The 11,745-nt window shown below is 60.3% G+C and carries 13 protein-coding genes; 5 read left to right on the top strand and 8 right to left on the bottom strand.

The window, feature by feature from the left end:
• Nucleotides 1-193: 193 nt before the first annotated feature.
• Nucleotides 194-1,363, bottom strand: a complete 1,170-nt coding sequence (gene tcmP / locus VGN68_RS11480) for a three-Cys-motif partner protein TcmP (protein WP_327476751.1) — start codon at nucleotides 1,361-1,363, stop codon at nucleotides 194-196.
• The gene (locus VGN68_RS11475; protein ID WP_037557212.1) at nucleotides 1,364-2,101 is read right to left on the bottom strand and encodes a DUF5131 family protein; all 738 of its coding nucleotides are present in this window, start codon (nucleotides 2,099-2,101) and stop codon (nucleotides 1,364-1,366) included. It lies immediately after the preceding gene.
• A gap of 296 nt (nucleotides 2,102-2,397) precedes the next feature.
• Here VGN68_RS11475 and VGN68_RS11470 point away from each other — a divergent pair, with 296 nt between their 5' ends.
• Genes VGN68_RS11470 through VGN68_RS11455 form a run of 4 tightly spaced genes read left to right on the top strand, consistent with a single transcriptional unit; the run spans nucleotide 2,398 to nucleotide 6,193 of the window.
• Nucleotides 2,398-3,069 carry a DUF6088 family protein gene (locus tag VGN68_RS11470; protein WP_037557226.1) on the top strand — a complete coding sequence of 224 codons (672 nt, stop codon included), beginning with the start codon at nucleotides 2,398-2,400 and terminating at the stop codon, nucleotides 3,067-3,069.
• Nucleotides 3,066-4,106: a nucleotidyl transferase AbiEii/AbiGii toxin family protein gene (locus tag VGN68_RS11465; protein ID WP_052182450.1), complete on the top strand. Its 1,041-nt coding sequence runs from the start codon at nucleotides 3,066-3,068 to the stop codon at nucleotides 4,104-4,106. Before VGN68_RS11470 ends, VGN68_RS11465 begins: the two co-directional genes overlap by 4 nt.
• Nucleotides 4,103-4,495 carry a hypothetical protein gene (locus tag VGN68_RS11460; RefSeq protein ID WP_137752010.1) on the top strand — a complete coding sequence of 131 codons (393 nt, stop codon included), beginning with the start codon at nucleotides 4,103-4,105 and terminating at the stop codon, nucleotides 4,493-4,495. Before VGN68_RS11465 ends, VGN68_RS11460 begins: the two co-directional genes overlap by 4 nt.
• Nucleotides 4,496-4,513: 18 nt before the next feature.
• Complete coding sequence (locus VGN68_RS11455) at nucleotides 4,514-6,193, top strand: hypothetical protein (protein WP_052182451.1); 1,680 nt, start codon at nucleotides 4,514-4,516, stop codon at nucleotides 6,191-6,193.
• Here the strand turns inward: VGN68_RS11455 and VGN68_RS11450 are convergent.
• Genes VGN68_RS11450 through VGN68_RS11435 form a run of 4 tightly spaced genes read right to left on the bottom strand, consistent with a single transcriptional unit; the run spans nucleotide 6,167 to nucleotide 8,563 of the window.
• The gene (locus VGN68_RS11450) at nucleotides 6,167-7,075 is read right to left on the bottom strand and encodes a HesA/MoeB/ThiF family protein (RefSeq protein WP_081933209.1); all 909 of its coding nucleotides are present in this window, start codon (nucleotides 7,073-7,075) and stop codon (nucleotides 6,167-6,169) included. The two genes, VGN68_RS11455 and VGN68_RS11450, sit on opposite strands and share 27 nt — an antisense overlap.
• On the bottom strand, nucleotides 7,072-7,581 hold the full coding sequence (locus VGN68_RS11445; RefSeq protein WP_037557217.1) for a hypothetical protein: 510 nt from the start codon (nucleotides 7,579-7,581) through the stop codon (nucleotides 7,072-7,074). Before VGN68_RS11445 ends, VGN68_RS11450 begins: the two co-directional genes overlap by 4 nt.
• Entirely contained in the window at nucleotides 7,578-7,907 is a 330-nt protein-coding gene (locus tag VGN68_RS11440; RefSeq protein ID WP_037557218.1) for a hypothetical protein, read from the bottom strand. Before VGN68_RS11440 ends, VGN68_RS11445 begins: the two co-directional genes overlap by 4 nt.
• Nucleotides 7,904-8,563: a multiubiquitin domain-containing protein gene (locus VGN68_RS11435; protein WP_052182452.1), complete on the bottom strand. Its 660-nt coding sequence runs from the start codon at nucleotides 8,561-8,563 to the stop codon at nucleotides 7,904-7,906. Before VGN68_RS11435 ends, VGN68_RS11440 begins: the two co-directional genes overlap by 4 nt.
• A gap of 137 nt (nucleotides 8,564-8,700) precedes the next feature.
• On the opposite strand from VGN68_RS11435, the gene VGN68_RS11430 reads away from it, so the two are divergent.
• A complete protein-coding gene (locus VGN68_RS11430; protein ID WP_037557219.1) occupies nucleotides 8,701-9,051 on the top strand; it encodes a helix-turn-helix domain-containing protein in 351 nt (116 codons plus the stop codon).
• Between the two features lie 72 nt (nucleotides 9,052-9,123).
• Here the strand turns inward: VGN68_RS11430 and VGN68_RS11425 are convergent, their stop codons facing one another.
• Both VGN68_RS11425 and VGN68_RS11420 read right to left on the bottom strand, forming a co-directional pair.
• Nucleotides 9,124-10,773, bottom strand: coding sequence for a hypothetical protein (locus VGN68_RS11425; RefSeq protein WP_037557220.1), 1,650 nt, complete (start codon nucleotides 10,771-10,773; stop codon nucleotides 9,124-9,126).
• The gene (locus VGN68_RS11420; RefSeq protein WP_037557221.1) at nucleotides 10,773-11,429 is read right to left on the bottom strand and encodes a DUF2971 domain-containing protein; all 657 of its coding nucleotides are present in this window, start codon (nucleotides 11,427-11,429) and stop codon (nucleotides 10,773-10,775) included. Before VGN68_RS11420 ends, VGN68_RS11425 begins: the two co-directional genes overlap by 1 nt.
• Nucleotides 11,430-11,745 lie beyond the last annotated feature (316 nt).

Raw genomic sequence — 11,745 nt, 5'->3', positions numbered from 1 at the left:
ATCAGCGCCGCAGCGCTCGAGGCTGGCCACGTTAGCAAAGATGAAGTCGGAAGAATCTATCGAGCCATGATCGACGCCGCGATGATCCACCAAGTGCCGACCGCAGGCAAAGCCGAGCGGTAGGAAAAGCAGAACTGGCCGCAAGCAGACCGACAGGTTTTAGTTTCCTGGGATGAAAAGGGGACGCCGCTCCTTAAGGCGCGAGGTGTGGAGCAATTTTGATAGAGAAATCATCCTTCGGGCGCCTCAACACGTCGCCGCTCCACGCAGGGACAATTATGAGCCCGCGCTTCCTTAAGTCGTTAGCTATGTCACCGAGGGCGCCGTAAGTAACCGCGCAAAGATCCAACACACGCGGCCAGACATCTTTCCATTTCAAATCGGCCGAGCTCTCCGACAGGATTTGAAGCATCGTTGACCGCGCGGCCGCCTCGCCTTGGGATATTTCGCGAGCGCTTCGCTCGCCCGGTTCCATGGCAGATTGGCCAGCAAACATGTCGTTCATTCCGCTTGCAACCCTCCGCGTCTCCGCCTTTTTCGCCGATTTGTAGGTCGCTTGGGTCTCGAGAGACTTTCTGTGTGCGTCACGGAACACCTTGATGCCGGCTGGGTGCCGAGTCAGGTAAATGAGCTTGTACAAGGGCCGATCGACCGCCGTCTCGTCGACGGTTAACGCCGGCGCGAATTTATAGCCCCCCATGCGCCGCAACGCTTGGCGGGCGCGCTCGGAAATGGCCGCTTCTCTTTCGGATCCGCGCAGTTCAGCGAACTCCGCTCTCCAACCGCCATTTTCTTGCAGATCGCCGAGCCATCCTTCGAGTGTCGGCATCCGATCCTGTGATCCCGCAAAGCGGTTTGCGAATTGGAACATGAAATTCATGAGAACTTCCGTTCGATCCGGCGAGATCAAGCATCGAAACTTCCGAACGTCGGGAACACCTTTGGGGTCTATGACGACGAACCGGAAGGCTCTCGCAGGAATGGCGGTCGCGATTGCGGATGCGTGATCCTCGGCCTGACCCGGGTGACAATGTATTTCAACGTCGGGAAAGCGCTTTACGGCGTCGATTAGCTCTGCAAAATTAGCGGGATCTTTCTCAACGAGGTGAGCCACCATGGTCACTTTACGGCCGAGTTCCGCCTGCTTCGCTTTGGCTTCCGTCATCCTGCGGAGGGCAATTCCAAACGATGTGTCCGAATAATCGCCGCTCTTTGACTGCCACGGTCCGGCAAAGAGATCGACATAGGTGAATTCGTTTGCCCAGCTGACGATCTTGGGAATTTGGGCCGGCATATAGGTATCGAGGAACGTGTGCTTCACCAGCGCCTGTTCCCGACCATCGTACCAGCGCGGATCGAGCATTTAGCCGGCCGCCCGCGTCAGGCGGGGCCACTCACTCCACTCGCGGCCATCAAGCTCCCGTCCGCCAGACTTTGGTCGAAATCCGCCCCATTGTTTGAAGAAGAAAGGCACGCGCTGTTCTCGGCACGCGTCGCGTATCTCCCGTGCCCACTCGATCCGCATCACGCGGGCATTGGGACCGCTTTCTCCGCCCGCTATGACCCAGTGTATGTCCTTCAGGTCAATAGGGCCTACAGAGCCTATGAGAGGTTCCACCGATAGAAAGCGGACTGCGGATTTGGCCGCACGAAGATGGGCAACCCGCGCCGCGCCTTTCTGGTCTTCGACGGATACGCCTACCCATATGTGCGCGGGCGGGCTTCTGTCGGCATAGCGGCCATTCATATAGTCCCGGAGCCTCGGGCTCCGCTTGGTCAGGACCTGGTACGTGTGCCAATTGGCCGCCTCCATCGTGTCGAATATCCGATCGATGAAGGATGTCGGTATGGCCTTATGGAAGAGATCGCTCATCGAGTTTACGAAAATCATCCGTCCACGGCGCCAGCGCAGTGGCTGATCCAAGCGCTCGGGCCGGAGGGTCAGGTCAAACCCGTTTTCGAAGGGATGGCCCGGCACTCCACGGAACCGCTCGGAGAAGCGCGCGGCATAGCAGTTATCGCATCCAGCGGTGATCTTCGTGCAACCTGTGACGGGGTTCCACGTAGCGTCGGTCCACTCTATTGCGCTGTGATCAGCCATTGTCGTTCTGCTTTGCCCCGTCTCGAAATCGATTAGACAACCGAATTTTCGTGAAGCTGAATCTCACATAATCCGTGCGAATGGAATCCGGTTTTTGCAGTAGAGGATTTGAGGCTTCCTGCTGAAGGTCCACAGGCTGGGCGCGGCGCCATTCTGTCTGTCCGAAGAGTGCAACATGCTTCGGACATAGCTGTCTGAAGTTTACATCATGGTTCGGACATTGCCGTCCGAACGAAGTGACATGCTTCGGACAAATTAAAATAGACATTGTCCGAAAAATGTATCATGCTTCGGACATGATGGGGAAATCGTCCGGAGCCGACGATGATGTGGGCAGGAACATCATGCGCCGAGTAAAGCGAAAGCTGGGCCAAGCATGGACCCCGGCAGACTTCAGCGACCTCGGCAACCGGCAGGTCATCGACAAGAATTTACAGCGTCTGACCAAGGCTGGCGAACTCCGCCGCATCGATCGAGGGCTCTACGATCGCCCCGTCCACAACGAACTTACGGGCAAGCCCTCGGTCCCCGATTATCGCGCGGTCATCGAGGCGGTCATTCGCCGGGACCAAGCCCGCATGGTTGTCGACGGCATGACAGCCGCTAACGACCTCGGCCTGACGACGGCTGTGCCGGCGCGGATCGAGGTCTTGGTGGATGCGCGGCTGAAACCGATCACGCTCGGCAACCAAGAAATCACCTTCAAGCACGCCGCTCCGAGCCGCCTCTATTGGGCTGGCCGCCCTGCAATGCGAATCGTGCAAGCACTCTATTGGCTCAAGGATGTGATCGACCGCAGCGAAGAGGAGCGCACTCGCGTCTATGACGCGCTCTCCGCGATATTGTTGGACCCAAGGCACGGCCGGACCCTTCGCAAGGACTTGAAGGACGGCCTCGCCGCACTTCCGATCTGGATGCAGGACTTCCTCCGCGAACTCGTCACGCCGGCCAAGGTGCGGCGCGCGTGACCCGCGCCGGCTACCAGCAGATCATCGGGTCGAGAGAAGCCGATCGCCGGGACCTGTTCCTGTCGGCCGCGAACCGGCTTGGCACGCCGCTCGGCAATGTCGAGAAGGATTTCTGGGTCTGCTGGACGCTGGACCAGCTCTATCATGAGCGCAGCGCCGACCAGCCACGGCTGCTCTTCAAGGGCGGCACCTCGCTTTCGAAGGCGCACGGCCTCATCAAGCGCTTTTCCGAGGATATCGACGTCACCATATACAGGGACGATCTCGGCGAAGCCGCGAGCGTCGACGAGCTCGAAGCGTTGTCGGGCAAAAAGCGTGAAGCGAGACTCGACGCCATCCGGGACGCCTGCAGCACTTATATCACCGGTCCTCTCCAGACCGATATCGCGGCGCGCCTCGCCGAGGCCACGAACGGCGCGGGACGCGTAGAGATCGACAAGGCCGACCGCGACTCCCAGACCCTGCTAGTCTGGTATCCGTCGCTCGAACATGACGAAGCGAGCTATATCAAGCCAGCCGTCCGCATCGAATCTGGTGCCAAATCGGCGCTCGATCCGAACGGCAAAGCCACGGTCACGCCCTATGTCGCCGAAGAGTTGCCGGATCTAGATCTCGCGGTTGCCGAAGTAACGACGATCGACGCCGAGCGGACCTTCTGGGACAAGATCGTCATCGCGCACGGGCTGCGCAGTTGGTTCGATCGCCGAGGCGTCCTCAAGAATGAGGGCCAGCGTATATCGCGCCACTATTATGACCTTCACTGCCTTGCGGATACCACGCTTGGCCGCGAAGCGATGGAGAAGGATGAACTTGGCGCCGACTGCGTGCGTCATGCCCGCATGTTCTTCAATCGACCCGACTTCGACCTCGCCTCAGCGGCGAAAGGAAGTTTCAGCCTCGCGCCGGCCAAGGCGATGCGCGAGGCGCTGCGGCGCGACTATGCCGCAACCGAGGCAATGATCTTCGGCAAGGCTCCAGCCTTCGACGAAATCATCGCAACCACCGAGAAAATCGAAGCCAAGGTGAACGGCCAATGATCGCCGACATCCAACTGGATTCGGAACAGAAATTCCCAACCGGTTCGCAGAAAGTCGTGCGGCCTTTAAGGAATACTGCAGTTTTGGGGCTAAACGGCGGCGATATTCATTGCCGACTCGCCCTGTGTTTCGTAGCGAAAGCGAATCATTGCGCCCTGCCGGCCCGGCAGGGCGCGTTCGATTCGCGAGGAGGACCCATGAAAAATGGTATAAAGTTACTCGCGGACAATACCTACGGACGTGTAGAGATTTCCAATCGCAAGGAATTCAAGCACTTCAATCTTCGACCATCGAAGAAGGCCGTCGAAGAAATCGAACGGCTCGAAGAGCTGACGCTCGCGGCAGAACAGCGACTCGGAAATTTCGTCGTCGGCGCGAACCGCGGCTGATCGGGAGGCAATCGCTGAATGCAGGCTCAAATCCAGGTAGGACCCCTGCTCGGCGAAGACGACTGGACTGAATTGGCCGAATTGGTGGGGGCCGACGAGTCCGCGCTGCTGCAACAATTGCTACGCGATTACAGGGAGGCGGGTGCGAAGGCCTATCTCCTCGAGCGGGCCTATATCGACCGCGACTTCTCCGCCGCCTATTCGGCCTTCTATTCGACCCTATTCCATCCCTATCTCAAATATTGCCAGCGTCTCCACTTCTTCGGGTGTGACCTTTCGTATCTCGGCAAGGTCGATAGCCCCGAAGGCCTGTCGCGCGAGGTCGCTTCACATGACGACGACTATCTTGGCTTTGTGGTGCTGCGCCCCGTTTCCCACGCGCCGGTTGCAGCGGCGGTAATCTCGGCAGCTGCGATTGCTTCCGACCCCTCGACGATCATCGACGTAACGGCGGATTATCCCGTTCACCTCGTGGGGGCTGACCTTACTGTCACGGGATTCCCGCTCACCCAGCAAGACACACGCGTCGGCGCCTGCGCGCAGGCGGCAATCTGGATGGCAGGACGCCATTTCCATCGCGCGCATGGCGGACCCTGGTTCTCGATGCCTGACATCAATGATGCGGCGCTGAAGCCCACAGACAATTTCGTGACCCGCTCACTTCCCGCCGGATCGGAGTTCCTGAGGCCCGACAACATAATCCGGGCGCTACGGGCGATGGACCGTCATCCGGTCTTCGATCTCGGCAAGGCCGCGGTCGAACAAGGGGTCGGCATCAAGCCTCTGCATGAGGTGATTGGTCGTTATCTCGATTCCGGCATCCCAGTGCTGATCGGGCTAAAGGGCCGGGACGGCGCGACGGTCGGCCATGCTGTCGTTGCCATCGGCCGGGTGATGCGCGAACGCGGCGATGACGACCTGCCCGATGACCCGACCTCGGCCGAACTGATTTCGCATCTCATCGTCGCCGACGACCAGAGGGGGCCGGTCTGCCGCCTGCCGGTCTACAAGGACGACGCGCTGGAGGCGGGCGCGCCCGGTGCCTATCCGTGGACGCTCGAAGAGGATGCGGTTTATTCAGTGACGCCGCTGCCCGGGAAGGTGTTCATGACCGGCGAAGTTGCCGAAACACTGAGCCGCGACTTTCTTGCGAGCTGCGTCGAGCGCATCGAAGAGTATCGCGAACTCGCCCGCATGCGCGCCGGCGAAGGCAGTGCTGCACTCGGCAAGGCGATCGCCGTCGATCCCTCCTTTTTTGCGGTTTCGCCTTCAAGACTCGTGGCGCGGACCTATCTTACCTATGGCTGGCGTTATAAGGGCAGGACGCTCCGCAATCGGCTTCCCGATATCTTCAAGTTCGAAATCTTCCGACACCAATATCCACGCTACGTGTGGGTGACCGAATTCTCGCTTCCCGACGATCTTCGCGGTTTCGACCAGTGCCAGCGGAAGGTGCGTGCCCATGTCGTCGTCGACGCGACAGGCAGCAAGTTCGGCGAGAGCATGCTGATCGTCCAGGTGCCCGGGCTTTCGATGTTCTGGACGTTTGACGCCGACAGCCCGACCCAGACTTATAACCTCATTTTCCGGACGACCGACGAAGCCGAACCCTTCCTGCCCAAGGTCCGCAATTGGCCCGACTTCGACCAGTGCGAAGTGCCGGACGCCGGGTCAGATTCGGACGCCAAGCTGGCTTAACAGGCGGCGCCACCACGATCCGCTGGTCGGCGCCACGCGCGTCTCCTCCCGTTCCGTTTCTGACTGCCTTGCCGGCGCCGGACGTCGAACATCGAACAGCGGGTCACCGGTCTCGCATGCGCCATGGTGCCGACATGTTTGCCCGGCGACCGCCTTTAAGCGATTGCTTGTCGCGACCTGATGACGATTGCCATCATATTCGAGGTAGACGCTGGCGACGGGTTCGCGCATCCACGGCAGCAGCAGTTGCATGACGAGGCCCACGGCCAACGACGCCAGCACGCCGTTCGGCCAGACCACCTGCGGTTTGCCGCCGGCGGCGCCATATTTCTGCGCCTCTTGCTCAAGCCGCGCGTCGGTGAGAACGCCAAGGCACCAGAGGCATGGCCCGCCCGGGGAAGACAGGATGACCTGGCCGCCGATCGCGAATTGATCGCCGAGGTCGTGAACGTCCATGCCCATATCGATACAGGGGATCATCATCCGGCGGCAGAAGGCTTCGAGTTCGCTCCGTTCGCGGTAGGAATCGACGCCGCCGACGATGATGTCGCATTCGGCGAGCGCCTCGGTTGCATCCTGCCACCTGCATGCAAGAGCAAGGAAACGCGGCGCCGCGACGAGCCCGCGCACCATTCGTTCGGCGACATCCGCTTTCGGCGTCGCGTTCTCGGCGTCGGCGGCGGTTGCACCGACGAGGCGGTTGAGATTGCTGTCCTCGACGATATCGGGATCGACGCAGACGAAGCCCCCGATTCCCAGATGGGCGAGCTGCTGCACCACATGCGAACCGCCGCCGCCGAGGCCGACGATGCCGATCGTCACGGCGCGGAGCCGGGCGTCGCTGTCCGGCCCCAGAAAATCCTGCCGGTCATAGCGGCTCATGACATCGCTCCTTCCATCCAGAGGGTGGCGCCGACCGCGGTGAACCGGGCAATGGGGAGCGGTCCCTGACCACGCGCAAGCCAGAGGTCTCCCGCTATATTGTCGGCGCTCAGCACGATCGCGCCATGCGGTACATGTGCGGCGACGTTGAAGAAGTCGGGCACGAACTTCGCATTCTCGCGAATGTCAGTGCCGCTGAACCCGGGACGGCCGCGATGTTCGTGCATATGGACGTGCAGCGCCGCAGTCCGCGACTGGTAGCTGCGCTGCAGCGCCTTGCGGATTGCCTTTGACCCCATCATCGCGCCGACGCTCGGGTCGTCGATATAGTCGGCGTCCTCGACCGGGTGATAATCCTGCGCGAGGAGAAATAGGCTGCCATCGCCGATGCGCGACACGCCCGCCGAAATCCAGCCAACGCGCTCATATGCGAAGGCGTGACGCCGCCTCAAGTCGCCTCGAATGGCGTCGAGAAGCGGGGCGCGGATCTTGAAATGGACGTTCACCGGAAGGCCGCCAGATGATTTGCAAGGATGGAAGTCCATGGCTGTTCTGCCTCGATGTAGTTCCAGGACCAGCAAAACCAGTTCCGGGTGAAGAGATTGTGCTGGGTCCAGTTTGCGAGATGACCGGGAACGGCGGCGTTAAGGAAGAGCCGCGTCTTATAGCCGCTATGCTCGTGAGGGCAGAGCAGCGCATCGCGCGTCACCGGTCCCGCCCGCGTCGCGATCACCAGCCCGGGCAGATGGACGAAGGTACGGCCACCTTCGACCAGCGCGACCGCATCCGGGTAGATGGCCTTGATGCGGTCGAACTGATCTTCGGCATTCACGAGGAGCCGCCCTGGCGAACGTGGCTGACGAACTTCATGCGGGCGATCACGCGGATCGCCTCGCCGGGCTGCAGGGTGCGGAAGCTGCCCTGCTTGTCGACGACGTCGAGGTCGAGATCAGCCGATACGCCGAGCGCGTCCTTCAACGTTTCGGTCGTATAGTCGCCGGCGAGGATCCGGACCTTGTCCCCGTTGAGGTCAACATTGACGTAACGCGGTTCGTCCGAGCGGTCGGCAGTGTAGAAGTGCTCGACCTCCTTGCCCTTGAGGGTGACGCTCTCGGTATCCTCGACGAGGTCGTCCCTGCCGCCCTTCGGGTCGAAAAAGATATCCTTAGCCGCCGGCACTAGCGCGAGAACGCGGAGTTCCGCGCCGCTGATCTCATCCTTACCCCAAGGGAAACGGCGCCCGTCGACGACAAGGAAGAAGAGGCGGTCGGCCTTCACCGAGCTGAACTCTTCCTTGCCGCTCGCGCGAAGGTCGATTTCTTCAGCGAGGTTGATGTCTTCGAGCAACCCGTCGCCCTGGCGATAGAAGAGCAGATGCTCGTCGACCGGGATACGGCCCGCGATTTCGAGCAGGTCGCGGCCCTTGACCAGTGGGTCGCTCAGCAGATGTTCGACGCCGTCGATCGTGATCGCAAAGCGCCCAGACATGGAATTCTCGTTCGTCACAACATTTCTCCATACGAAGGCACTTGCGCCTTGTTGACGTTTTCGACATGATGATCGTGTCGATAACGCTAAAATAGGAAACATGTCGTTTATGTCAATATATTCATCGCGAAATCGCCATGACCGATAACAGCGGATCAGGTGAGATTTTCCGGGCCCGGCTTGCAAGTGCCCGTGATGCAAGGAAAATCAGCCAAGGCGACCTAGCAAAAAAAACTGGCCTCCCGGCAAGTTCGATCTCGCATTTCGAAGGTGGCGGTCGCAAACCATCTTTCGACAATCTGCTGAGGCTCGCCGACGCGCTCGATGTTACGACCGACTATCTGCTCGGGCGCAGCGAGGATGTGGGCACGTCCGTGGCTGCGCAGAAGCTCCAAAAGCATCTGGACGGGTTGAATTCCTATGATCTCGATATTGCAGAGAAGTTCATCGAAGTTCTCGCCAGCAAATCGACGAAGCCACCCGGGTAGAAGGTGCGAAGTGTAAGTTGCGAGCTCAGGGCGTCCGCGGTCCATCAAGCCGATAAACCGGAACCGTTGAGGTCATTGACGGCTAGGGAGCGGCGTTTCCCGACCAGAATCCGATCCGTTACCTACGGCTTCGGCGACCTCAAGCCGCTCCGGACCGACCTCCCGCAGGTGATCGGGGTGAATCATGATTGGATGCTCATATCGTGATGCAAGCTCCTCCATGTACTCATAGAGATCGGGGACCATCGGCCGCACGTCAATTGGTCGAAAGGATACCGAACTGTAGACGCGCTGATCACGCGTGGTGGGCTGAAGTTCAATCTCAACGCCGTAGCTAATGCCGTCGCCCGCGAGCTCGGCACTGTTGAAGTAGATCGCCTTTAAGGCGCCCCCATCCCCCGCGATTGTATCCGTGTCGAATGCGAACCGAGCCTCTGGCTTTGCCCGAAGAAGCAGATCCGCAGCCAGCTGGATCCAGCGGCTGTCCCACAGGTCACCAATCGCGAGGGAGGCCTTGGATCGCACGCCGGCCAGTTCAAGCAACCGCCGCCAATCGGAGGCGATCTTGTAAAGCGCCGGCAGGTCCTCGACGTCGGGGCCGGTTAGCACATTGCTCATAGGCAGTTTGATCGGGCCAAAGCGACCGTCGTCACCGCTCATTACGATTGCACCTTCGCCCGAGGCGAGGTTGGCCATTGCGCGGAGCAGCATCACGAGGTCGTCGAGCGTCCGGCCGCCCTGCTCGAAGATGCCCTTGGTCTCGAAATCCGCCTCGCGCTCATGGAACAGGAAGCTGAAGTCGGCGTGACGGATGAGCATCCGCAGGCGCGCGTCGAAGGGAGGCGCGAAGAATATCTCGGCGTGGAAGGTAGCAGGCGGGGTCAGTGGCGCGCCGGTCACCACGATCTCGCAACCACCGGCTGAGGGAGGCGAAAGCATGATCTCCTCAACCGCGTTCAGCATGTCGTGATCATAGGGCACCGGCATATCGAAGCGATTGTCGAAGGCCTGAATAGCCAACGGCTTCAGCGGAACCATGCCGAGCACGACGCGGGTCAGCTGCTCGTCGCTGTCCGGTCTGAAGAAGACGTCGCCGACGATGCGGTCATCACCGTAACCCAGTTCCGCGAGCTGGCCGAGCTTCTCGGCTGAATAGGCGGCAGGATCTGGGCCGCATGCCCGTTCGATCGCTGCGCGAAGGCCCTGCGGCGTTACCTCAAAGGGGTGGCCGAGCTTGCGGTAGTCGAAGGAGATCGACTGTCGGTTGATATCGCGGTTTCCGATGAATTGCTCGTGCCTCAACCTGCGGAGCAGTTTCTCAAGCGGCGCGCCGAGAAGATGGACGACATAGCCCCTGATCGGCGTGCCATCGGGCCTCATCCTGAAGACGATGATGACCGCGGGAAGCGGGCTTTTCGCAAGCAAGTCCGCGGCGGACAATCGCAGTTGGACATTGCCAGTCCCGACCGACTTCGTGGCCTTTAGCTGGACATGACAGGTCGTCTTGCTGCGCTGGTCCAGGATGCCGTCCTGCATAGGCAGGTCCACGACGAAATCCCATCCCGAACGGTCGCGGTCACTCTTGTTACAGACGATAAGCGCGCGCGGGCAAAGATAGATGAAAAGCCCTTCAGCCGCAGCGCCGAGTTCATCGTTAGGAAGATCCAAGACGACGGGAACGCCATCGCCCTCGGCCCTCGCCTCGCCTTCCGAACCACCCATTACTGCCACAGATCCTCCCTCCGCTGCGTAACTACGCGATACGTCCCGAATGCCAGGCGCGCCTTGTGCGCTACAACCCCCCGCGCCCCATCGCCAAGCGCCTCTGCGACCTGAGCGCGCGTCGCGGGGCAGTCGGCGCCTACGATGACCTCCCGCAGGACTAGGTCGCCATCGAAGCCGCGATACCAGATCCGGCACGCATCATCATAGGTTTCGAGGTCGACGATCATGCGCACTTCATCCTCGTAGGTCCAATGGACAAACTTCACGTCCAGCGCTTTCAGCACGAATGATCCCATGTCGAACCCGGGCGCATCGATGACGGTGGCATCGACGGCGGCGCGGGACTTCCGGTACTGCACATCCCGCAGCAGCCGGTCAGGCACGTCGAAGCCCAGGCACAACCCGCGGTGATGGTCTGCATAGTGGCTCCACTGAACCGGGTTGCGCCAGCCTCGGCTGAAGCACAGCATGCCCCGCCGCTCACCGAATTCCTTTCGGGCCTTGCCCAAGGTGGCGCGGAGACCACTATCTTTCAGGTTCAACGAAAGCATCTCGAACGGGTCATTCACGTCAGCGAGAGTCGCGACTTTCAACCGCCTTCGGGCGATGTCCTGGAGACCGTATTCGCAGTTGACGAAGTGGTAAACGCGCATCGCGCTAGAATTGCCGAGAAACGGAGTGCCAGCCAATAGCCAATTGGGCCGAGTCCATGAATGACCGCTTTCGGATCCGCGCTTCTTTCACTTGGACAGCGACAAACAGGCGCAAAGCCGACATACAAAAAAGGCGGCCTAAAAGGCCGCCAAAGTTGAATGGAGGAGCCCTCCTTTTGGGTCGCATCGGGGCGCATACAGCAGCAAAAAATGCACGCCATCGAAATCAGTATTCCGTAACGGAATTACGCGTGACTGATGCATTGGCGCAACACAAAATCACTTTAGCCAGAGTTCTGACACGTATCTTGCATCG

It is taken from the genome of Sphingopyxis sp., assembly GCF_035998965.1.
In the GTDB taxonomy this organism is placed as follows: Bacteria; Pseudomonadota; Alphaproteobacteria; order Sphingomonadales; family Sphingomonadaceae; genus Sphingopyxis.
This window is presented reverse-complemented; position numbering and strand designations above follow the sequence as displayed.